This window comes from Streptomyces sp. NBC_01571 (assembly GCF_026339875.1).
GTDB lineage: Bacteria > Actinomycetota > Actinomycetes > Streptomycetales > Streptomycetaceae > Streptomyces.
Genome location: NZ_JAPEPZ010000001.1, coordinates 7,915,376 through 7,935,525, shown reverse-complemented (window position 1 = coordinate 7,935,525; position 20,150 = coordinate 7,915,376). Strand labels below are relative to the sequence as shown.

Here is a 20,150-nt window from a genome sequence, read left to right as displayed (position 1 = left end):
CGGCGGGGACACGGCAGGCTCTCCGGTCGGCTGCGCGCGGGGCCTTCGGCGGTAGTGTGCGGTGGGACGTTGCAGTTTGCACATGCCGAGGCGTCCTGCGCCGTGATCGGGCACGTCATCCACGGTGAGGGACGATGATCGTATCGGTGGTGTCGATGCCGGAGGGCGTCGTCGTGCGCACGGACCTGCAGGGGGCCCGCGAGCGTCTGACGGCCTCCGGATTCGTGATCGTGGACATCGATCTGGGCGAAGAGTCCCCGCCCGACGACGACCGGCCCCTGTCACGTCGGCTCGGACTGGACGACGAGATCTGGGAGTGGCTCGGCGAGCGGCAGGAGCACGCGCGCGCCGACTACCACGCGGGGGTGGCCGCGGGCGTCGTCCCCGTGGTCTGCGGCGACCGGATCGTCTACGTCCAGATCCACTCCGACGAGGAACACGTGATCACGGTCCACCGTGGGCCCGTGGAGCTGATCGACACCTTCGTCGAACGGCTGCGGCACGACCGGCCCGCCGACTCGGTCACCGCGCTGTATCTGATCCTGCAGGGTGTCCTGGAGAGCTTCCGCCGGGCCGTCACGCTGGCCCATCTGGAGGTCGAGGACCTGGAGGAGGCGATGTTCGAGGAGCGGCAGCCGCAGCACGCCCAGGCGCTGGCCCGGCTGCGGCGGCGCGCGGCCCACCTGCACCGCGTGTTCCTGCCGTACGCCTCGGTCGTCCAGGAGATCCTCCTCCGCCGCAGGATGACCGCTCACGGCATCCCGGAGGAGCGGCGGGCGATGAACAGCTTGCACGAGCACACGGTGCAGCTGGTGCTGCTGGAGATCGAGTCGCTGCGGGACGCGACCCGGCGGGCGGCAAGCAGTTACGCGTCGATCGTCGCCGATCAGCAGAACCTCGTGATCAACAGACTCACCGTCGTCTCGATGATCTTCTTGCCGCTGTCGTTCCTGACCGGGTTCTTCGGCATGAACTTCACCTTCCTGACCAACCGCCTGTCGAGCAAGGACTCCTTCCTGGCGCTCGGTCTGGGCCTGCAGGCCGCTTCCGTGGTCGCCGCGCTCTACTACGTGCTGTACCGCACGCACTGGCGGCAGCTCCGGGGCGGCCGTTCCCGCGGCCCCGCCGACGACCAGCTCTGACGCCCCGCTCGTCGGCGCGGCGGGCCGCGGACGGCGGACCGCCCCAGGCACCGACCGCCGGACCCCGACCGCCGGACGCCGGACCCCGACCGCCGCACGCCGCACGCCGCACGCCGCACGGAGCGTCGCGGGTCGCCGGACGTGCGGTACTCGGCCGCCGGGCTCCTGGTACCTGACCTCAGGCCTCAGCCGCCGGGCTCCTGATACCTGACCTCAGGCCTCAGCCGCCGAGCTCCTGGTACCTGGCCTCCAGCCCCGCCGTCCCGTCCTGCGTCAGCGAGCCGAACAGCCGCAGCCGGGAGATGCCGCCGTCCGGGAAGATGTCCACGCGCGCGTGGGTGCCGACGGCGGGCGCGGTGAGCGGGAAGCGGTGGTCGGTGTCGGGCTGGAGACGGGTGCGGGGGAGGATCTCCCGCCACTCGCCGTCCTCACCGTCCCGTACCGACACGGACGCCCAGCCCGCGCTGTTGCCCTTCAGACAGGCCGTGTCGATCTCCAGGGCGCGGATCTCGGACCGGGCGACGAGCCGGTAGCGGATCCAGTCGTGCCCGGTGTCACGACGGCGGCGCGTCTCCCAGCCGTCGTCCATCTTGCGGGAGCGCCCCGGCTGGATGGTGTTGGTGGCGGGCGAGTAGAAGCGGTCGGAGGCGTCCTCGGCCCGGCCGCCGTTCTCCAGGGCGACGACGTCGAAGGTACCGAGCGCGGCGAGCCACGCCGGGTCGGGGACGACCTCGCCGTGGACCCGCAGGCGCGCGATGCCGCCGTCGGGGTGCTGGTTGACGCGCAGGTGCGTGAAGCGCTGTTCGACGTCGACGGCGAATCCGTTGGCCGCGTGGCCGCCGACCGCTGTGCGCGGGACGAGGGTCGTCCACTTCACGTCGTCCGCCAGCAGGTCCCGCGGCGACGGGGAGCCGGGCATCGACACGCCCTCGACCGACACGGCCTGCGGGTAGTTGCCGCGGAAGTGGGCCGTGTCCACGACGATGCCGCTGATCACGCCGGGCGCGCCGAGGCGGACCAGCGCCCAGTCGTGGTCCTCGGCCGTCGGCCACGGGTGGTCGGCCGAGACGCCGCGCCTGCGGCGGGTCTCCCAGCCGTCCATGATCTTGCCCTTGTGGCCGAAGTGCTCGGGGTCGAACTCGGCGCGCCCGGGCACCAGGAGGTTCTCCCGCTCGGCGAAGAACTCGTCGTTGGCGGCGACGACACCCGCGCCGAGCCGGCGGTCCGCGAGGTCGGCGTCCTGCGCGAACGGGAACTCGGCGGTGCGGTAGTCGGCGTACGGGTCGCCGCCGCCGTAGGGGTTCGCGTCGCCGGTGAAGCGGGGAATCGCCGTCACGATGATCAGGTCTGCCTTTCGGGAGTCGGCCGGTGCGGGCGCACGTGCGGGTGCGGGTGCCGGAACAGCGGGTGCGGGTACGACGCGTGGCCTCGGATGACTACGGGGCTACGGGGCCACGGGTGTCCACGGAAGCCATGTGGCTACGGAAGCTGCGGGTGTCGGGAGAGGAGTTCGCCGGCCGGCTCGGTGAACCGGCCCTCGGACATGACGCGTTCGCCGCGCAGCCAGGTGGACTTCACGACGCCGCTGAGGGTCCTGCCCGCGTAGGCCGTGACCCGGTTGCGGTGTTCCAGCGCGGCGGGGTCCACGGTGAAGGTCTCGTCGGGCGCGAGGACGGCGAAGTCGGCGTCGTGGCCCGCCCGGATGGCCCCCTTGCGGTGGTCGAGGCCGACCAGCCGCGCCGTACGGGTGGACATCCAGCGGACGACGTCCTCCAGTCCGTGGCCGCGCCTGCGGGCCTCGGTCCAGATGGCCGGCAGGCTCAGTTGCAGACCCGAGATGCCGCCCCAGGCGGTCGCGAAGTCGTCCGTCTTGAGATCGGCCGTCGACGGCGAGTGGTCGGTGACGACACAGTCGATCGTGCCGTCCGCCAGCGCCTGCCACAGGAGGTCCTGGTTTGCGGCCTCGCGGATGGGCGGGCAGCACTTGAACTCGGAGGCGCCGTCCGGGACTTCCTCGGCGGTGAGCGTGAGGTAGTGCGGGCAGGTCTCCACGGTGAGCCGGACGCCCTCCGCCTTCGCCGCGGCGATCCCCGGCAGCGCGTCGGAGGACGACAGGTGCAGCACGTGCACGCGCGCGTCGAGGCGCCGGGCCTGCGCGATCAGGTTCTCGATGGCGGTGTTCTCGGCGTCGCGCGGGCGTGAGGCGAGGAAGTCGGCGTACCGTCGGCCGCCCTTGTGGGGGGCTGCGTCCAGGTGGTGCGGGTCCTCGGCGTGCACGATCAGCAGGCCGCCGAACCCCGCGATCTCGGCGAGGGACCGGGCGAGCCGGTCCTGGTCGAGCTCCGGGAACTCGTCCACGCCGGACGGTGACAGGAAGGCCTTGAAGCCGAACACGCCGGCGTCGTGCAGGGGGCGCAGGTCCTTGACGTTGTCGGGCAGCGCGCCGCCCCAGAAGCCGACGTCGATGTGCGCCTTGGAGCGCGCGACGTTCTGCTTCGTACGGAGGTGGCCGACCGTCGTCGTCGGCGGGAGGGAGTTGAGCGGCATGTCGACGATCGTGGTGATGCCGCCCGCCGCGGCGGCGCGCGTCGCCGTCCAGAAGCCCTCCCACTCCGTGCGGCCCGGATCGTTGACGTGCACGTGGGTGTCGACGAGGCCGGGCAGGAGGACGTCGTCGCCGAAGTCTTCCAGACGGGCACCGGGCGGCACCTCGGCGTCGTACGCGAGCACGGCCGTGATCCTGCCCCCGGCGACCGCGACCGCGGCGGCGCGTGTTCCCTCGGGAGTGATGACACGCGTCGAGCGCAGCATCAGCTCGACCCCTCCGACCTCGGACACCCGGACCCCTCTCTCCGCCGCTGTCGCCTTCCGATACCGCTGTTCACATGCACGTAACGGAATTCAACGTTCTGTTGAAGGAGTCTTCACTCCCGCCTTCCCGCCGTCAAGAGCACACTCCACCCTCCCCCTCGGGTGTGCACCCTCTGGATGTTTCCACAGAATGGAAATAGACTTCCACAAAGCAGAACGTAGTCATGCGCCACCGAGGAGTCAACCGACACCCGGGTAGGCTGCATCACTGCCTGTCAGCCTCGAAAGGACCGCGCCGTGCCGACGTCCCGCGCCAGCGACGCCCCAGCGCAAAACGCCTCCGCCAAGTCGCCCGCGCCGAGCGGCGGTGTCCAGTCCCTCGAGCGCGCCTTCGATCTGCTCGAGCGCATGGCCGACGCCGGGGGCGAGGTCGGTCTGAGCGAGCTCTCCGCCAGCAGCGGGCTGCCGCTGCCCACCATCCACCGGCTGATGCGCACGCTGGTGGTCTGTGGCTACGTACGCCAGCAGCCGAACCGCCGTTACGCGCTCGGCCCCCGGCTGATCCGGCTCGGCGAGTCCGCGTCCCGGCTGCTCGGCACCTGGGCCCGCCCCTACCTCGCCCGTCTGGTCGAGGAGACCGGCGAGACGGCGAACATGGCGCTGCTCGACGGGGACGAGATCGTCTACGTGGCGCAGGTGCCCTCCAAGCACTCGATGCGCATGTTCACCGAGGTGGGCCGCCGGGTACTGCCGCACTCCACGGGCGTGGGCAAGGCACTGCTCGCGAACACCCCGGCGGACGAGGTGCGCGCGCTGCTCGCCCGTACCGGCATGCCCGCCGCGACGGAGAAGACGATCACCACGCCGGACGGTTTCCTCACCGCGCTGGAGGAGGTGCGCCGGCTCGGCTACGCGGTCGACGACAACGAGCAGGAGATCGGCGTCCGCTGCCTCGCCGTCTCCGTCCCCGACTCCCCCACCGCGGCCGCCATCTCGATCTCCGGCCCCGCGGGCCGTGTCACCGAGGCGGCCACGGAGAAGATCGTGCCGGTGCTGCAGCAGGTCGCCGTGGAGCTGTCGGAGGCCCTGGCGAGCTCGGGCCCGAACGCCTGACGGAACCCGCCGCTCGGTGACGACCCAGACCCTCTCAGGCCCCTTCCCTGTAGCGCCACCGCAGCCCGAGCCCGCGACGGCCGGCGCCGCGCCCGGCGGCCCGCCTGCGCATCCACTCCCCCAGCGGCACCCCCGGCATCCGCTCCTCCGCGCGGCGCTGCATCTCCCGCTCCTGGCGATCGGTGAAGCGGTGATCGGTGGAGCGGCGATCGCCTCCGCTCCCCTTCCCGCAGACGTCTCCGGTGTCGATCGGCATCGCTCCGTTCCCCTTCCCGCACCCATGCGTGGGCCACTTCCCCGTGACTCCCGCCGCGTCTGCGAAGTCTGTAGGCTGATTGGCCTGCCCCACAGGGCCAATGCGAGGGAGTTGGCATGGCGAACGGACCGATCGTCCACGGAATGGACAGGACGCTGGGAAGCCGCCGGCTCGCCGGGCTGCTGTCCGCCGCGCCCCGCACCGACGGCCGCCTCGGATACCGCGCCCTCGCCGACGGGGTCCGCACACTGCTCCTGCACGGCCGCATCCCGTTGCACGTGCGGCTGCCCGCGGAGCGCGAACTGGCCGCCACACTCGGGATCAGCCGTGCCACGGTGACGGCGGCGTACGACCTGTTGCGGGAGGACGGGTTCGCGCGCAGCAGGCGGGGGGCGGGGACGTGGACGGAGCTGCCCGACGGCCACCGCCCGGCCAATGTGGCTTCCTTCCCGGCCGACGACGGGGTGATCGACCTGGCCATCGCGGCGCCCGGCGCGCCCGGGACGCAGCTCGCGGAGGCTTTCACGGAGGCAGCCGGACTACTGGCCGTGCGGGCCTCGACCCCCGGTTACCACCCCTACGGGATAACGGAGTTGAGGGCCGCCGTCGCGGAGCGGTTCACCCGGCGCGGCCTGCCGACCCTGCCGGACCAGATCCTCATCACGAACGGGGCGCAGCAGGCCCTCTCGCTGACGCTGGGACTGCTCGGGCGGCCCGGTGACCGGATCCTGGTCGAGAACCCCTCGTATCCGAACGCGCTCGACACGATGCGGCGCGCGGGACTGCGCACCACCCCCGTTCCCGTCACGGAGGACGGCTGGGACCCGGGGCTGATCGACTGCGCGCTGCGGCAGGCGGCACCCCGGCTCGCGTATCTGATCCCCGACTTCCACAATCCGACGGGCCGTCTGATGCCGCCCGAACAGCGCCTGGCCGTACTGGAGTCGGTGCGCGCGACGGGTACCTGGCTGGTGGTCGACGAGACGATGACGGACATCGCGCTGGAGGTGCCCTCAGCCGTGCCGTTCGCCTCGCTCGCCCCGCGCGGGACGGGCGAACAGATCGTGACCGTGGGGTCGTTGAGCAAGACGCACTGGGGCGGGCTGCGGCTCGGCTGGGTGCGCGCGGGGTCGCGGCTGATCACGGAACTGGCGACCGCGCGGGTGCCGGTGGACATGGGCGGTTCGGTCCTGAACCAGTTGGTCGCCCTCGGTCTGCTGGCACGCACGGACCAGGTGCTGGCCGAGCGGCTGCCGCGGCTGCGGGCCCAGCGGGACGCGCTCGCCGCGTCGTTGGGCCGTCATCTACCCGACTGGCGCTGGAAGTTGCCGCCGGGCGGGCTGTCCCTGTGGGTCGACCTGGGGCGTCCGATCGCCTCGCCGCTGGCCCGTGCGGCCCTCGCCAAGGGCGTACGCATCGAGGGTGGCGCCCGCTTCGGCGCGGACCCGGGCACCCATGAGTCCCGGCTGCGCTTCCCCTACACTCTGGCGCCGGAGGTGCTCGAGGAGGCCGTAGGCCGGGTCGCCGCCGCCCTGGACGGCGGTCTCGACGCGGCCGGCGCGGACACCGGACGCCCGCGCTGGGTCGCCTGACCGCGCGGGGTCGGGCTACCGCAGGGGCGGCCGTCCGAACAGCTCCACCGCGCTGCGCACCTCCGCGAGGCCCGTCGCCAGCGCGCTGACCGAGCCGATCGCGCCCGCGATCAGCAGCAGGGAGCGACGCAGTCGCGGGATCTCGGGGGCGCCGCTGAGGGCCATCGCGGCGAGCGCCGCGAGTTCGTCCTCGGCGATGCCCCGGTCGGGGAACTCCACCGGGTGCACCGCGAGTTCACGGCGCAGCCGGGAGACGGCGGTCCGCAGTTCCGCCACTCTCGGGTCCTCGTCGCTGCCGGTCACTGACCTCTGCCCCAAGCTCCGCAACACAGCTCTCTCCCCACTCGCCACCCCGGCGCGCGGTCGTCTCGGCCGCGCGCCCGCATGTCCTGCGCCCCAGGGCGTCGGTCGGGCACCGAGGGACGCGGGCCAGTAAACGCCACCCGGTGAGGTGGGCGCCACAGCACGGACCGAAATTCAGCCTCCCGAAACCGTGCGGTCGACGCGCGGTCAGGTATGCAGGAGGTATGACGCACAGGGAAGACCAGGTCGCCGGGCTGCTCCTCGCGGCGGGCGGGGGACGACGGCTCGGCGGGCGGCCCAAGGCACTGCTCGAACACCGGGGGCGACCCCTCGTGGAGTTCGCGGCGGGAGTGCTGCGAGCGGCCGGATGCACACGCGTCCACGTGGTGCTGGGGGCGGACGCCGCCGTCGTACGGGAGCGCGCACGCCTCGACGGCTGCGTGCTCGTCGACAACCCGGAGTGGGAGCGCGGTATGGGCTCGTCGCTGCGGGCCGGGCTCGGCTCGCTCGCCGGCACGGGCGCGCGGGCGGCGCTGGTCTCGCTGGTCGACCAGCCCGGCATCGGGCCCCGGGCGGTCGCCCGGGTGCTCGCCGCGTACCGGGACGAGACCTCCCTGGTCTCGGCCGCGTACGACGGCACGCGCGGCCATCCCGTCCTCTTCGGCGCCGCCCACTGGGCGGGCGTCGCGGCGAGTGCGACCGGCGACCGCGGGGCACGTGCCTACCTCGGGGAGCGGGACGCGGCGATCACACTCGTCGAGTGCGGGGACGTGGCGCGACCGTACGACATCGACACGGAGGACGATCTGGGACACCTTGAGTGAGCGGCGTGGCACTGAGCGCCATAGTGCCTCGACCCGGAGAATCTCGATATCAACAAATCATTGAACTTCCACCATGAGGAAACTACTATCCACTGTTCAGAAGCGCCGTGCTGCTCTCCAGGCGCTCACTGCCCTGCCCGGGTCGTCTGGCACCCGGTGCCACGCTCGCTGAAGGAAGTGACAGCTCATGTCCGCACCAGCGCCGTCCCCGCTGGCCATCGTCGACGCCGAGCCCCTGCCCCGGCAGGAAGAGGTCCTCACGGACGCGGCCCTCGCCTTCGTGGCCGAGCTGCACCGGCTGTTCACGCCCCGGCGTGACGAGCTCCTCGCCCGCCGCGCGGAGCGCCGCGCCGAGATCGCCCGCACCTCCACGCTCGACTTCCTCCCGGAGACCGCCGCGATCCGCGCGGACGACTCCTGGAAGGTGGCCCCGGCCCCGGCGGCCCTGAACGACCGCCGGGTGGAGATCACCGGCCCCACCGACCGCAAGATGACCGTCAACGCCCTCAACTCCGGGGCCCGGGTGTGGCTCGCGGACTTCGAGGACGCCTCCGCGCCCACCTGGGAGAACGTGGTCCTCGGCCAGCTCAACCTGACCGACGCCTACACCCGGAACATCGACTTCACCGACCCGGGGTCCGGCAAGTCGTACGCCCTCAAGGCGGACGAGGACCTCGCGACCGTCGTCGTGCGGCCGCGCGGCTGGCACCTGAACGAGCGTCACCTCGTCGCCGCCGACGGCACGACCGTGCCCGGCGCCCTCGTCGACTTCGGCCTGTACTTCTTCCACAACGCGCAGCGGCTGATCGACCTCGGCAAGGGCCCGTACTTCTATCTCCCGAAGACGGAGTCGCACCTGGAGGCCCGCCTCTGGAACGACGTCTTCGTCTTCGCGCAGGACTACGTCGGCATCCCGCAGGGCACGGTCCGCGCGACCGTCCTGATCGAGACGATCACGGCCGCGTACGAGATGGACGAGATCCTCTACGAACTCCGCGACCACGCCTCCGGGTTGAACGCGGGCCGCTGGGACTACCTCTTCTCCATCGTCAAGAACTTCCGTGACGGCGGGCAGAAGTTCGTGCTGCCGGACCGCAACGCGGTCACGATGACGGCCCCGTTCATGCGCGCGTACACCGAACTCCTCGTCCGCACCTGCCACCGGCGCGGCGCGCACGCCATCGGCGGTATGGCGGCGTTCATCCCGTCGCGGCGCGACGAGGAGGTCAACAAGGTCGCCTTCGAGAAGGTCAAGGCCGACAAGGACCGCGAGGCGGGCGACGGGTTCGACGGGTCGTGGGTGGCCCATCCGGACCTCGTCCCGATCGCGATGGCATCCTTCGACGCCGTGCTCGGCGACCGGCCGAACCAGAAGGACCGGCTGCGCGAGGACGTGTCGGTCGCCGCCGGTGACCTGATCGCCGTCGACTCGCTCGACGCCAAACCCACGTACGGCGGTCTGGTCAACGCCGTCCAGGTGGGGATCCGTTACATCGAGGCCTGGCTGCGCGGCCTCGGCGCGGTCGCCATCTTCAACCTGATGGAGGACGCGGCGACGGCGGAGATCTCGCGCTCGCAGATCTGGCAGTGGATCAACGCGGGCGTCGTCTTCGAGAACGGCGAGAGCGCCACCCCGGAGCTCGCCCGGAAGATCGCCGCCGAGGAACTGGCCGCCATCCGCGCCGAGATCGGTGAGGAGGCCTTCACCGCGGGCAACTGGCAGCAGGCGCACGACCTGCTGCTGACGGTGTCCCTGGACGAGGACTACGCGGACTTCCTCACGCTGCCCGCCTACGAGCAGCTCGCCGGCTGAGCCGTCGAGACGTCATCTCTCCGAGTGGCCCAGGGACCTGCCCGGGGCCACTCGGTCGCGTACGAGCCTCTTGACCGCCGTGGGCTCCGGGAAGCCCTGCTCACGGCGGTCCCAGACGACCTCGTCGTCGACCCGGACCACGAAGACGCCGCCCGTGCCGGGCTTGAGGGACAGCTCACCGAGTTCGGTCTCGAACGTGGTCAGCAGCTCCTGCGCCAGCCAGGCCGCGCGCGGAAGCCAGCGGCACTGGGTGCAGTACTCGATCTGCACGCGGTGAGCGCTCGCCGAGGGCGTCGTGGTCATTCGAGGTGCACCGACCAATCCTGTTCCGCCGCCGGTCTGCCGTGCAGGTCCGGCACCCGCTTGAGCCAGTTCGGACGTCCCCGCTCGGTTCGCGCCGCCCGGTCCGCGTCCTCGGCGGCGAGCTGCTCGCGGCTCGGGAAGTCCGTGGGCAGCCAGGCCGCCGACGCCTTCACCCGGGCGAGGAGGTAGCCGACGTACGCGTCCCGGGCCTCGTCGGGGGTCGCGAAACCGGGCTCGTCCGCGAGCCAGGCGTCCGGCACCTGGGCCGTGACCTCCCGCAGCAGCGCCTCCGTCACCCTGGGCGCGAACTCGGCGTCCGCCGCCCGGGTGTCCGGGGCGCAGCCGCCGAGCGCGTGGTGCCGGAAGTCGTAGGCCTTCTCCGGCGCGGAGGCGTCCCAGCGGTGGTGGAAGACGAGGGCGGCGCCGTGGTCGATCAGCCACAGCCGCGGCGGCGCGATACCGAAGGTGGGCCAGATCATCAGGTTCGAGCTGTGCACCGTGCGGTCGACGTTGACCGTCAGGGCGTCCAGCCAGATCACCCCGCCCGCCTCCAGCGGGTCGACGGCGAAGGTCCTGGCCACCTCCGGGGTGAAGTCCCGCGCGCCCGGCAGATAGTCCATCCCGAGGTTCACGCCGGCGCTGGCGCGCAGCAGGTCCTGGACCTCCTGGTGGGGCTCGTGCTCGGCGACCGCGGGGTCGAAGTGCACGAGGACCAGCTCGGGGAAGCGGAGCCCGAGGGCGCGCGCGAGCTCACCGACGATCACCTCGGCGACCAGCGCCTTGCGGCCCTGCGCGGAGCCCGTGAACTTCACGACGTACGTGCCCAGGTCGTCGGCCTCGACGAGTCCCGGCAGCGAACCACCCTCGCGCAGGGGCGCGATATAGCGGGTCACGGCGACCTCTTTCAGCATTTTCCCAGGCCACCCGTCTCATCCAGCTTGCAATCCACGATCAATTGTGGAGGGGTGTCGGCAGTAGGGATCACCCGTCAACGGGCCTGGGGAGAATCCGGGGAGTTTCGGCTGGCCGATCTCCCCGCTCCCCGAGCAGTCCGTCGATCACGGCGCGCCCCTTGCTTCCGGCCTCCGGCATGAAGTGAGCATAGTAACCGAGGGTGATCGCGGGCGAGGAGTGCCCGAGCCACCGCGCCAAGGTCACGACGGACTCTCCGGCCTCCAGCATGACCGAGGCATAGGTGTGCCGCAGCACGTGGAAGCCGTCCTTCGGGGCCGCCGCCCACTGCCAGGGTTTCGATCCCTCGGCGCGCGGCGGGATGACGCCGGCCCCGGCCGGCGCGGGCTTCCAGGTGTAGGTGTTCCAGGTGTTCTTCCCCGTCGGCAGGGTGAAGTACAACCTTCCATGGATCGCTTGGATGTGACGGCGGCCGTGGATGACGCCTCGCGCGTAGTCGATGCCCTCTGAGTCCTGGCCGGGGTGCGGACGACGTTCACGTTCTCCAGCAAGCCGGTCGAGACGGGCGTGTATCTCGACTACTACGAGAAGATGACCGCGTACGTTGCGCGATCCTGCCCTCCCCTGCCTCCGTCCCGTCGCGGACGGGGCGGAACACTCCTGGGCGATGACTCGACGACGTCTCGGCACCGCGCTACGTCCGGTTCCCGGGCGGGCGGCCCGGGGGCGCTTCCCCGGCTGACCGCGTCACCTGGGAAGGTGCCTGCGGCGGCGGCCCAGGCGCAGGCCGAGGAGGACGAAGTCGGCGACCAGAACCACCACGCCGATGACCAACAGGTAGAACAGGCCCTTCGCCACCACACCGATGATGCCGAGCACGATGGCCACGATGGCCAGCAGGAGGAAGAGAGCCATTGGTGTCACCTCAGGGTGGGAGACGTCGGTCGGGGCATCAGCGGCGGGCGAGGCGACGTTCGCCGCCCGCACCCGTTCGGTAGGCGAGCTCGTAGTGCGCGAAGACCGACTTCTCTTCCTCCGCGAGCAGTTCGCCGTCCGTGCCGATCGAGGGCGCTTCCTTGACCTGTTTCTTGTCGTAGGCGATCTTCACATAACCGGGACCGACCGTCGCGTCGCCCAGGGGGACGAACACCAGCCGGTGCCGGGTCGGCAGGCCGACCGTGACCGTCGCGAACGCGGGCTGGTCCGTGGCCGTGTCGACGTAGATCGCCTCCAGGACGCCGATCTTGTGCCGCTCGTGGTCGACCACGTCGTGGCCTCGCCATTCCCTGATGTCTTGCGCCTCGAACACGGGGCCCCCTCTGTCGCAGGTCAGCTGAAGACCGCTGTCGTCGCTCTCTCGCTCCTTCCTCCTTACCTTCCTTCGGAGGGTCACACCCTGGAGAGCAGCCAACTTGCGGCCCCGACGGCGGACGATCCGCGCGTGGTGCGGCGCCTTTGCGACCGTCCGGCCCGTCGCGGTCCAGCGCGGCAGCGCGGGCGGTGAGCCGCGCGGGCCGGACCACCTGTCGCGGGGTCAGTAGGTGGCCAGGGAAATGGCGATGTAGTGCGCGGTGAAGGCTGCCACGGTCAGGGCGTGGAACACCTCGTGGAAGCCGAACCAGCGGGGTGAGGGGTCGGGTCGCTGAAGGGCGTAGACGACCGCGCCCGCGCTGTAGAGGAGACCGCCGGCCACGATCAGGGTGAGTACGGCTGCTCCGCCGGTGTGCAGGAAGTCGGGCAGGTAGCGCACTGGCGCCCACCCCAGTGCCAGGTAGCACGGGGTGTACAACCAGCGCGGCGCTCCGACCCACAGGACCCGGAACACGATGCCGGCCAATGCGCCCGCCCACACGACCCACAGCAGCACGGACCGCTGGTCCGGCGAGAGAAGGAGCACGGCCAGGGGCGTGCAGGTGCCGGCGATGATGAGGAAGATGTTGGCGTGGTCGAGACGTCGCAGGAGAGCCTCGCCGAGCGGCCCCCAGGTTCCGCGGTGGTAGATGGCGCTTGTCGCGAACAGCAGCCAGGCGGTGACCGAGTACACGGCGCAGGCCAGAGCCGCCTGCGGGGTGCGAGCCAGGCAGATGAGCACGATTCCCGCGATCAGTGCGGCGGGAACCATTCCGGCATGGAGCCAGCCACGCAGCCTCGGCTTGATCGGTTCGGCCAGGCCGGCCGCCCGCTCCACCAGAGCGGCAACCGGGTGCGCTTCCTCTTCTGCTTCGTCGGCTTGTGATCCGGCGGGCGACCCGTCTTCACGACCCGCTCCACCCCTTGAGGCGGCGTGACTGTATTCGGTTTCTGCGGCGTCGCGGGACACAGCTTCTCGTCCTCCCTCGGACTCCTGGGCGTCACCGGTGATCACGGGGCCATGCTAGAAGACGACGCCCGGACGGCACTCCAGGAGTCCGGTCGCGACCACCACGCCCACGTCGTCGGTGTGTGCTCCGCAACCGTTTGAACTCCGACCTCGTTGATCCTGGCGTCAATTGGGCCCGCCGAAGCCGAGTAGACCGGCTGCTCATGGGAACGATCAGGACTTCCGAACGGGCATTGGGCCCGCCTACGCGCAAGGATCGCCGATGCTTCCTGAGGTCCGCCCCCACGTATCCGCCCCCCTCGCACACCAGGTGGAACACCAATTGGGCCTGGCTCCGCATCTCGAAGCGGGCCATCTCGATGTGGAGCGCGTCGCCGGCATCGCAGTCGTCGCAGCCGCCCACTCCGACGGCTATGCGGCCACCGGCCATCTCCTCGGGCTGCTGGCTGCACTCCCTGCCCCTACCAAGGCGGGAGAACGCTTCTGGGCGGAGCTGTGGAGGACCTCGGGCACCGCGTACCTGCTTCCCGCCAACATCAAGGCCCTGGTGCTGCGTTCCCTGACAGGAGAAGGAACCGCCCTGGCCCGACAAATCCTGTCGGCCGTCGATCAGATGACCCCTCCCCAGCGCGTCGCAGCCGGGGAGGTGATCGGTCAAGCCCTCGCCGAGTCCGACCACTTTCCCGACCTCAAGACACAGGTCATCGGAGAACTGTGGCTGCGAGATCTCGAGCTCACCGCCTGGCGCGTCCTGCACGCAGACCACAGATCGGACGATCCCGCTGGACGGAAAGCCTTCCTCGACGCCTGGACGAGCGTGTGATGAGGGTGTTTGTCATACGGCCCACGGCTGACAGAGACGCACCAGTGGTGTGCGGTACCGACAGCTGCGCAGTGCGCCAGGGGGCGGGCCCAGGCTTCAGCGTTCGCCGCCGTGAGGGGTGAGCTCCAGCAGTCCCCGGACGGGCACGTGCGCCTCGGCTGGGTGTCGGAGGATGCCGCCCAGGCAGAGGGTGTAGCGCGTGCGCCGTCCGCTGCGCTCGCGGCGCATGTAGCCGGCCTCTTCGAGGTCCTTGACGACGCTCTGAGCGGTGCGTTCGGTGATGTGGCAGGCCGCGGCGACCTCGCGAACACGGCTGGCAGCGTCGCGAGCGATGACGATCAGCACTCGGGCGTGGTTGGTGAGGAAGCTCCAGTTCCCGGCCTGCTCATTTACGATCTGCCCCGCTCTTCGACGCTCTTCGACGCTGACCAGTTGGGACACCCCCAGGGAGTTCGGTAACCATCACCATCAGCGGCAGACCCCGCAGATGTCGCCTACGAGGTGTGCTCGCGGTCGCTGATCCAGCCGCGCAGCGGGCCATAAACCGCCAGATCGTCCGCCACCGGCGCGCCCCTGCCCTGAACGGCGGCAGCGCCGGGGGTTCGGCTGAGCATCTTTGACCGCCTCGCACGCGCCACCGCGGTCACCCTGGTCATCAGCGCCACGCCCGTGAACGCCCTCCGCCCGCGCTGTCACCACCCGTCAGGAGCAGGGTGGCCAGTAAATATAATCTGCCTTATGTCGAAGCCTGACGAACTGCTCGTTGACGTCGCCACCCTGGTGGAGTCCGGGCAGAGCAACCAGATGTCCCTGACCGTGGTCACCGGTGGTGCTGTCATCACCGGTCGGCTGGCTCCCGAGGCAGCGTGGAGGCAGAGGGTGTCGGATGTGCTGACGGATTCCACCCGCTTGGGAGAGTTCTCCGCCGTCTTCGACACCCCCGCGAAGAAGGACGGACCGCCCACTCATCTGCACTTCCATGTCGCCCGGATCCTGCAGGGCACGGTCGGGATCCCGGAGACAGGCGGGATGTACCGTGTGGCGATCAACGACGTCAGCGCCTGGACCATGGGCGACTTCAGCTATTCCGACCACTGAGCAACCACTGCCACGGGAACCCGTCGCAAGCAGTGTGGGCCCGATCGGCGCGCGCCGATCGGGCCCACACTGCTGTCCAAGCGTCGGCTCGTTGCCCGTCCCGTCGGTCAGACGGACACGGGAGTGCCGATCATCGCGGAAGCCTGCTGGAGCGAGCTGAGGATGCGGACGGGGGCGGCCTTCGGGAGGGTGCGGCAGGTGAAGCCGAGCTGAGTCATGGCCCGGAGGACTTCGCCGGCGCTGAAGTCACGGCGGTCCTGGCGGGTGATGACCTGGCCGACCTGCTTCACGGGGTAGTGGCGGCGGCCGATTATCACGGATTCGCCGGCGACCGGTTCGGGCTTGACGCCCTTCATCGATTCCAGTACGCCGGTCTTGGTGAGCTCGAAGGGGAAGCGGGCGATGACGCAGCGCATGTGGCCTCACAGGGAGAACAGGGAGGAGGGGAGAACGATCCGACCGGGGTGAGGCGGTTCAGCGGGAGAGGGCGAGGACGCCCAGGGCGCTGCCTTGCCCGTCGACCACCGGCAGGGCACCGAGCCGGCGGGAGCGCATCGCGTGCTCGGCTTCGGCCATCGTGGTCACGGGTGAGGCGAACGAGCCGGGGTCGCCGAGGACGTCGCGCAGGCGGACGCGGTCCGTATAAGCGGAGCCGTCACGGACCCCGGTGAGTTCTGTCCGGGTGACCAGTCCGGTGCACTGGCCGTCCTGGTCGCAGACGACCAGCCGGCCCGTGCGGGCGGCTGCCATGACGGACAGCGCAACCTCGACGCTCATGTCGTCACAGACCTGTGGTCCGGCCGCATCCATGACCTCCGCCACCGTCCTGTGCACGGGGCTGGCGCTCGCCGGGCGGGGCTGCATCTGAACCAGCGTCAAAAGGTGCCTCCTGCAGAGATGGGTCAGCTTCCTGATCACGAAGGCTCTAGGCCGCCGCATCGAAGACGGACTGGCGTACGGGCGCGCGCCGGGTCGTCGAAGAGGGGCGGCGCCGGCCTCGGGAGGAGGCACCGCGCTTGGGGCGTTCGGCCACCGGTGCGGTGATGACGACCGGGATGCCGGAGGGGGCCTGGGCGCCGGTGATCCTGTGCAGGGCCTCGTCGCCCGAGTGGATCTGGGTGGTCTGCGGCCGGATCCCGGCGTCCGACATGAGGCGGAGCATGTCGCGGCGCTGGTTCGGTGTGACGAGGGTGACGACGCTGCCGGACTCGCCGGCGCGGGCGGTGCGTCCGCCGCGGTGGAGGTAGTCCTTGTGGTCGGTCGGCGGGTCGACGTTGACGACGAGGTCGAGGTTGTCGACGTGGATGCCGCGCGCCGCGACGTTGGTCGCCACCAGCACGCTGACGTGCCCCGTCTTGAACTGCGCCAGCGTGCGGGTGCGCTGCGGCTGCGACTTGCCGCCGTGCAGCGCGGCGGCCCGTACCCCGCTGTTGAGGAGGTCCTGGGTCAGCCGGTCGACGGCATGCTTGGTGTCCAGGAACATGATCACCCGACCGTCGCGAGCGGCGATCTCGGTCGTGGCGGCGTGCTTGTCAGCGCCGTGGACGTGCAGGACGTGGTGCTCCATCGTCGTGACCGCACCGGCCGAGGGGTCGACCGAATGCACGACGGGGTCGGTCAGATAGCGGCGCACCAGCAGGTCGACGTTACGGTCCAGGGTGGCGGAGAACAGCATCCGTTGCCCCTCCGGACGCACCTGGTCGAGCAGCGCGGTGACCTGCGGCATGAAGCCCATGTCGGCCATCTGGTCGGCCTCGTCCAGCACCGTGATCCCCACCTGGTTCAGCCGGCAGTCGCCACGGTCGATGAGGTCCTTGAGCCGGCCAGGGGTCGCGACGACGATCTCGGCTCCGCCTCGCAGCGCGCCGGCCTGCTTGCCGATCGACATCCCACCGACCACCGTGGCCAGCCGCAGCCTGACGGATCGGGCGTACGGAGTGAGCGCGTCGGCCACCTGCTGCGCCAGTTCACGCGTCGGTACGAGGATCAGCCCCAGCGGCTGGCGGGGCTCAGCACGCCGCCCGGCGGTACGGGCGAGCAGGGCGAGGCCGAAGGCGAGGGTCTTGCCGGAACCGGTGCGCCCGCGGCCCAGGACGTCACGGCCTGCCAGGGAGTTCGGCAGCGTCGCGCCCTGGATGGGGAACGGCGCGGTCACGCCCTGCTTGCCGAGTTCGGCCAACAGCTGCTCGGGCATACCGAGATCGGCGAAGCCCTCAACGGCAGGCAACGCGGGGGTGATCGTCTTGGGGAGGGCGAACTCCCCCTGCACCGCGGCGGGCCGACGGCCGTAACCGCCGGAACGGGCCGGACCGCCGGAACGGCGCGGCGCCGGCGAGCCGAAGCGACTGCCGCCCTTCCCCGCGTCGGCACCGCCCTTACGGGTGCGGGCGGAGCGGTCGTTCGTACGTGTGCGGTTCATGCGGAACCTTCCTCGATGTGGCGCATATCAAGGAATTCCCGCAAGCGATGAGCAGCACGGAATTACAAAATATGGACCGATGTCTAAGCAAATGCAGCCGACGTGAATCCACGCGGGCGTAAATGCCGATATAGGTGACGCAGTGGGGACGTGAAATCCGGGGCGTCGACTGCGGTGCAGCTCTACAGGATGCGCCTACATCCCGAAGGAGGAGCCGCATGTGGCGAGACTGCGGATTCCTCCGAGACGTCCCGCGGGTGAAACCGCCGCGGAAAATGACTGCAGCTGGGGCCCGCACCCCGAAGGATGCGGGCCCCAGCTACAGGTCTGTCAGGCCGGAACGATGTTCTCGGCCGTCAGGCCCTTCTGGCCCTGCGCGATGTCGAAGTTCACCTTCTGGCCTTCGAGCAGCTCACGGAAGCCCTGGGCGGCAATGTTCGAGAAGTGGGCGAACACGTCAGCGCCGCCGCCGTCCTGCTCGATGAAGCCGAAACCCTTTTCCGCGTTGAACCACTTCACGGTACCAGCAGCCATGTCATATCTCCTTTGGGGCAGTACACCGGCGTCCGCACTGTGCGGACACCGTGTCGCCGCGATGATTACCCCGCCGGAAAATGACCGGAAATACAAAAGCGCTCTCCCCGGCAGGAGCCGAGTGGGAGCACTTGAAGTTTCGGGAACCACAACTGCAACTGAGATGGACAGTAGCACGCCGCAAGGGCCCGCGTCGGGATAAGTAATTCCACCCGCTCGTTGCAGCAAAAACTCTCACCGCATCGTCCGTCAATCCCTCACAGCATGGCCCGGCAAACTCTCACCTCAAGAACACAGATATTGACTCCCTCGCAGTGCAACGTTCCGAAAAAAGGAGCTGAGTCGTCATCCGCTACCAGGGCCGCCAGGGCGCTATGACGTGTGCGCCGTCCGAGGGATCGCCTTCAACAACGGTTAACACAGGCCGGGCGCCCTGCCCGGCTGTCTCGTGCGTGTCTGACACGCGTCCTTCAACGATCCTCTGCGGCACCGCCAACGCCCCCAAAGAGGGAATCGGAAGCGCCACACCCCACAAGGGCACTGCCCCCGTGTAACTGTGCTGGCGGGTAACGCTCCGGGGGGGACCCGGCCCTAAGGGGGAGCGGGTGGGGAGAGGGAAGCGGGCACGGATGGACGAGACAAGTGAGGCCGACGGCGGCGGGGCGGCCTCGCTGCTGGAGGCATCGCTCGCGCTGGACAGCTCCCGCATAGCCCAGGCCCGCCATCTGGCATCGGCTTTCCTGACGACGGCGCGAGACGACCACGGCATCCCGGTGGTGACCGCCACGGTCGAGATCGTCCAGCTGATCGTCAGCGAGCTGGTCGCCAACGCCCGCAAGTACGCGCCGGGACCGGCCCTTTTGCGCCTGCGGGTCACCGGTGCCGTGGTCCGAGTCGACCTCTGCGACAGCAATCCCGTCGTACCGGCCGCCAAGCCCCAAGACCCCGAACGTATCGGCCGGCACGGCCTGGAGATCGTCAGAGCACTCGCCCAGACCGTCACCGTCGAGCAGACACCCCTCGGCAAGCGCATCACCGCGGACATCGCCCTCACCACGGCCACCGCATAACCGGACCGGTCCCACCCGTTCACGTCCGCTCACGGCGACGGCCGCCGGTCGGCCGGCGGCCGTGTGACTTGCGAGACGTGGCCCCCGTACCGTCCCCATCGAGCACCCCCCCACGGGCACAACCCGGAAGCGCGGAAACCCGGTCGCGAACTGGCCGCCAGGGACGCACCGGGCCGCGGCATCTGCGGAGCCGAGGTGGGCCCGGCGCTCGTGGAACGCCGCACGCTCAGTGTGCTGCGACTAGCGGCTCAGGCGGCGGCTGTTGGGTTCACTGATCCGGCGGCGCGGCGGTATTCGGCGTTGATGCGCTGCGCCTCCTCCAGCTGATCTTCGAGGATGACGATCCGGCAGGCGGCATCGATGGGTGTGCCCTGGTCCACGAGTTCCCGGGCGCGAGCGGCAGTGCGCAGCTGGTAGCGGGAGTAGCGGCGGTGGCCGCCCGCGGAGCGCAGCGGTGTGATCAGGCGGGCTTCGCCGATGGCACGGAGGAAACCCTGGGTGGTACCGAGCAGCTCGGCGGCCCGGCCCATCGTGTAGGCCGGGTAGTCGTCGTCATCGAGACGCCCGAACGAGTCATCCGCTGTCATTGCACCTCTCTCATGGAACGCGTGGAGGGGCCCTGGCACTATGCGCGCCAGGGCCCCGAAGGAACTGCTACACCATCTACCGGCCTTGATACTGCGCCGGCCTTCTGAGTCCGCACCGGCTCACACGGAAGGAGAGCGTGTGCGGGGATCGCGGTTGCTCGACCGGAGACCACCTCACTATCGATGTCCTGCGGTACCCGGGCTCACGACTTGCGCCCGGGCGATCCTGA

General features: G+C 70.3%; 24 protein-coding genes. 8 read left to right on the top strand and 16 right to left on the bottom strand.

Going from position 1 to position 20,150, the window contains the following annotated elements:
• Positions 1–134: 134 nt before the first annotated feature.
• Entirely contained in the window at positions 135–1,142 is a 1,008-nt protein-coding gene (locus OHB41_RS35675) for a magnesium transporter CorA family protein (RefSeq protein WP_266702958.1), read from the top strand.
• A 220-nt stretch (positions 1,143–1,362) separates the two neighbouring features.
• Here OHB41_RS35675 and alc read toward each other — a convergent pair whose 3' ends face one another.
• Both alc and allB read right to left on the bottom strand, forming a co-directional pair.
• Positions 1,363–2,478, bottom strand: a complete 1,116-nt coding sequence (gene alc / locus OHB41_RS35670) for an allantoicase (protein ID WP_266702956.1) — start codon at positions 2,476–2,478, stop codon at positions 1,363–1,365.
• 143 nt (positions 2,479–2,621) lie between these two features.
• Positions 2,622–3,953 carry an allantoinase AllB gene (allB, locus tag OHB41_RS35665; RefSeq protein ID WP_266706382.1) on the bottom strand — a complete coding sequence of 444 codons (1,332 nt, stop codon included), beginning with the start codon at positions 3,951–3,953 and terminating at the stop codon, positions 2,622–2,624.
• Between the two features lie 297 nt (positions 3,954–4,250).
• Between allB and OHB41_RS35660 the strand changes: the two genes are divergently transcribed.
• Positions 4,251–5,066, top strand: coding sequence for an IclR family transcriptional regulator (locus OHB41_RS35660; RefSeq protein WP_266702954.1), 816 nt, complete (start codon positions 4,251–4,253; stop codon positions 5,064–5,066).
• Between the two features lie 34 nt (positions 5,067–5,100).
• Here OHB41_RS35660 and OHB41_RS35655 read toward each other — a convergent pair whose 3' ends face one another.
• On the bottom strand, positions 5,101–5,322 hold the full coding sequence (locus OHB41_RS35655) for a hypothetical protein (RefSeq protein ID WP_266702952.1): 222 nt from the start codon (positions 5,320–5,322) through the stop codon (positions 5,101–5,103).
• 116 nt (positions 5,323–5,438) lie between these two features.
• Between OHB41_RS35655 and yczR the strand changes: the two genes are divergently transcribed.
• Entirely contained in the window at positions 5,439–6,914 is a 1,476-nt protein-coding gene (gene yczR / locus OHB41_RS35650; protein WP_266702950.1) for a MocR-like transcription factor YczR, read from the top strand.
• Positions 6,915–6,929: 15 nt separating this feature from the next.
• Here the strand turns inward: yczR and OHB41_RS35645 are convergent, their stop codons facing one another.
• Complete coding sequence (locus OHB41_RS35645) at positions 6,930–7,244, bottom strand: DUF5955 family protein (RefSeq protein WP_266702949.1); 315 nt, start codon at positions 7,242–7,244, stop codon at positions 6,930–6,932.
• Positions 7,245–7,441: 197 nt separating this feature from the next.
• Between OHB41_RS35645 and OHB41_RS35640 the strand changes: the two genes are divergently transcribed.
• Together OHB41_RS35640 and aceB are read left to right on the top strand one after the other, a co-directional pair.
• The gene (locus OHB41_RS35640; protein ID WP_266702948.1) at positions 7,442–8,041 is read left to right on the top strand and encodes a nucleotidyltransferase family protein; all 600 of its coding nucleotides are present in this window, start codon (positions 7,442–7,444) and stop codon (positions 8,039–8,041) included.
• 187 nt (positions 8,042–8,228) lie between these two features.
• Positions 8,229–9,854 (top strand): malate synthase A, encoded by a 1,626-nt coding sequence (gene aceB, locus OHB41_RS35635; protein ID WP_266702946.1) that lies wholly within the window; start codon positions 8,229–8,231, stop codon positions 9,852–9,854.
• A gap of 12 nt (positions 9,855–9,866) precedes the next feature.
• Here the strand turns inward: aceB and OHB41_RS35630 are convergent, their stop codons facing one another.
• From OHB41_RS35630 to trhA, 6 genes are all read right to left on the bottom strand, one after another.
• Positions 9,867–10,157 carry an Rdx family protein gene (locus OHB41_RS35630; protein ID WP_266702944.1) on the bottom strand — a complete coding sequence of 97 codons (291 nt, stop codon included), beginning with the start codon at positions 10,155–10,157 and terminating at the stop codon, positions 9,867–9,869.
• Positions 10,154–11,068 carry a HipA family kinase gene (locus OHB41_RS35625; protein WP_266702942.1) on the bottom strand — a complete coding sequence of 305 codons (915 nt, stop codon included), beginning with the start codon at positions 11,066–11,068 and terminating at the stop codon, positions 10,154–10,156. The genes OHB41_RS35630 and OHB41_RS35625 overlap by 4 nt, the downstream gene beginning before the upstream one ends.
• A gap of 70 nt (positions 11,069–11,138) precedes the next feature.
• Entirely contained in the window at positions 11,139–11,510 is a 372-nt protein-coding gene (locus OHB41_RS35620) for a tyrosine-type recombinase/integrase (RefSeq protein ID WP_266702940.1), read from the bottom strand.
• Between the two features lie 306 nt (positions 11,511–11,816).
• Positions 11,817–11,984 carry a hypothetical protein gene (locus tag OHB41_RS35615; RefSeq protein WP_266702938.1) on the bottom strand — a complete coding sequence of 56 codons (168 nt, stop codon included), beginning with the start codon at positions 11,982–11,984 and terminating at the stop codon, positions 11,817–11,819.
• A 37-nt stretch (positions 11,985–12,021) separates the two neighbouring features.
• On the bottom strand, positions 12,022–12,378 hold the full coding sequence (locus OHB41_RS35610; protein ID WP_266702936.1) for a PRC-barrel domain-containing protein: 357 nt from the start codon (positions 12,376–12,378) through the stop codon (positions 12,022–12,024).
• Between the two features lie 225 nt (positions 12,379–12,603).
• Entirely contained in the window at positions 12,604–13,260 is a 657-nt protein-coding gene (gene trhA, locus OHB41_RS35605; protein ID WP_266706380.1) for a PAQR family membrane homeostasis protein TrhA, read from the bottom strand.
• 391 nt (positions 13,261–13,651) lie between these two features.
• On the opposite strand from trhA, the gene OHB41_RS35600 reads away from it, so the two are divergent.
• The gene (locus tag OHB41_RS35600; protein ID WP_266702934.1) at positions 13,652–14,212 is read left to right on the top strand and encodes a hypothetical protein; all 561 of its coding nucleotides are present in this window, start codon (positions 13,652–13,654) and stop codon (positions 14,210–14,212) included.
• Between the two features lie 96 nt (positions 14,213–14,308).
• Here the strand turns inward: OHB41_RS35600 and OHB41_RS35595 are convergent, their stop codons facing one another.
• Entirely contained in the window at positions 14,309–14,653 is a 345-nt protein-coding gene (locus OHB41_RS35595; RefSeq protein ID WP_266702932.1) for a MarR family transcriptional regulator, read from the bottom strand.
• A 297-nt stretch (positions 14,654–14,950) separates the two neighbouring features.
• On the opposite strand from OHB41_RS35595, the gene OHB41_RS35590 reads away from it, so the two are divergent.
• Positions 14,951–15,310 carry a GvpU-like protein gene (locus OHB41_RS35590; protein WP_266702930.1) on the top strand — a complete coding sequence of 120 codons (360 nt, stop codon included), beginning with the start codon at positions 14,951–14,953 and terminating at the stop codon, positions 15,308–15,310.
• A gap of 107 nt (positions 15,311–15,417) precedes the next feature.
• On the opposite strand, the gene OHB41_RS35585 is transcribed toward OHB41_RS35590, so the two are convergent.
• The 4 genes from OHB41_RS35585 to OHB41_RS35570 all read right to left on the bottom strand — a co-directional run bounded on the left by OHB41_RS35585 (position 15,418) and on the right by OHB41_RS35570 (position 18,263).
• Entirely contained in the window at positions 15,418–15,726 is a 309-nt protein-coding gene (locus OHB41_RS35585; RefSeq protein ID WP_266702928.1) for an SCO5918 family protein, read from the bottom strand.
• Positions 15,727–15,784: 58 nt separating this feature from the next.
• Positions 15,785–16,189, bottom strand: a complete 405-nt coding sequence (locus OHB41_RS35580; RefSeq protein ID WP_266702926.1) for a CBS domain-containing protein — start codon at positions 16,187–16,189, stop codon at positions 15,785–15,787.
• 46 nt (positions 16,190–16,235) lie between these two features.
• Positions 16,236–17,729: a DEAD/DEAH box helicase gene (locus OHB41_RS35575; RefSeq protein WP_266702924.1), complete on the bottom strand. Its 1,494-nt coding sequence runs from the start codon at positions 17,727–17,729 to the stop codon at positions 16,236–16,238.
• A gap of 330 nt (positions 17,730–18,059) precedes the next feature.
• A complete protein-coding gene (locus tag OHB41_RS35570; RefSeq protein WP_067385816.1) occupies positions 18,060–18,263 on the bottom strand; it encodes a cold-shock protein in 204 nt (67 codons plus the stop codon).
• A gap of 629 nt (positions 18,264–18,892) precedes the next feature.
• Between OHB41_RS35570 and OHB41_RS35565 the strand changes: the two genes are divergently transcribed.
• The gene (locus tag OHB41_RS35565) at positions 18,893–19,333 is read left to right on the top strand and encodes an ATP-binding protein (RefSeq protein ID WP_266702921.1); all 441 of its coding nucleotides are present in this window, start codon (positions 18,893–18,895) and stop codon (positions 19,331–19,333) included.
• A gap of 248 nt (positions 19,334–19,581) precedes the next feature.
• Here OHB41_RS35565 and OHB41_RS35560 read toward each other — a convergent pair whose 3' ends face one another.
• The gene (locus tag OHB41_RS35560) at positions 19,582–19,920 is read right to left on the bottom strand and encodes a MerR family transcriptional regulator (protein WP_266702913.1); all 339 of its coding nucleotides are present in this window, start codon (positions 19,918–19,920) and stop codon (positions 19,582–19,584) included.
• Positions 19,921–20,150 lie beyond the last annotated feature (230 nt).

Bases quoted from the DNA above. Each gene is read 5' to 3' on its own strand.
- OHB41_RS35675 (WP_266702958.1), top strand. From the start codon at position 135: ATGATCGTATCGGTGGTGTCGATGCCGGAGGGCGTCGTCGTGCGCACG.
- allB (WP_266706382.1), bottom strand. From the start codon at position 3,953: ATGCTGCGCTCGACGCGTGTCATCACTCCCGAGGGAACACGCGCCGCC.
- OHB41_RS35655 (WP_266702952.1), bottom strand. From the start codon at position 5,322: ATGCCGATCGACACCGGAGACGTCTGCGGGAAGGGGAGCGGAGGCGAT.
- yczR (WP_266702950.1), top strand. From the start codon at position 5,439: ATGGCGAACGGACCGATCGTCCACGGAATGGACAGGACGCTGGGAAGC.
- OHB41_RS35640 (WP_266702948.1), top strand. From the start codon at position 7,442: ATGACGCACAGGGAAGACCAGGTCGCCGGGCTGCTCCTCGCGGCGGGC.
- aceB (WP_266702946.1), top strand. From the start codon at position 8,229: ATGTCCGCACCAGCGCCGTCCCCGCTGGCCATCGTCGACGCCGAGCCC.
- OHB41_RS35630 (WP_266702944.1), bottom strand. From the start codon at position 10,157: ATGACCACGACGCCCTCGGCGAGCGCTCACCGCGTGCAGATCGAGTAC.
- OHB41_RS35625 (WP_266702942.1), bottom strand. From the start codon at position 11,068: ATGCTGAAAGAGGTCGCCGTGACCCGCTATATCGCGCCCCTGCGCGAG.
- OHB41_RS35615 (WP_266702938.1), bottom strand. From the start codon at position 11,984: ATGGCTCTCTTCCTCCTGCTGGCCATCGTGGCCATCGTGCTCGGCATC.
- OHB41_RS35600 (WP_266702934.1), top strand. From the start codon at position 13,652: ATGCTTCCTGAGGTCCGCCCCCACGTATCCGCCCCCCTCGCACACCAG.
- OHB41_RS35590 (WP_266702930.1), top strand. From the start codon at position 14,951: ATGTCGAAGCCTGACGAACTGCTCGTTGACGTCGCCACCCTGGTGGAG.
- OHB41_RS35585 (WP_266702928.1), bottom strand. From the start codon at position 15,726: ATGCGCTGCGTCATCGCCCGCTTCCCCTTCGAGCTCACCAAGACCGGC.
- OHB41_RS35575 (WP_266702924.1), bottom strand. From the start codon at position 17,729: ATGAACCGCACACGTACGAACGACCGCTCCGCCCGCACCCGTAAGGGC.
- OHB41_RS35570 (WP_067385816.1), bottom strand. From the start codon at position 18,263: ATGGCTGCTGGTACCGTGAAGTGGTTCAACGCGGAAAAGGGTTTCGGC.
- OHB41_RS35565 (WP_266702921.1), top strand. From the start codon at position 18,893: ATGGACGAGACAAGTGAGGCCGACGGCGGCGGGGCGGCCTCGCTGCTG.
- OHB41_RS35560 (WP_266702913.1), bottom strand. From the start codon at position 19,920: ATGACAGCGGATGACTCGTTCGGGCGTCTCGATGACGACGACTACCCG.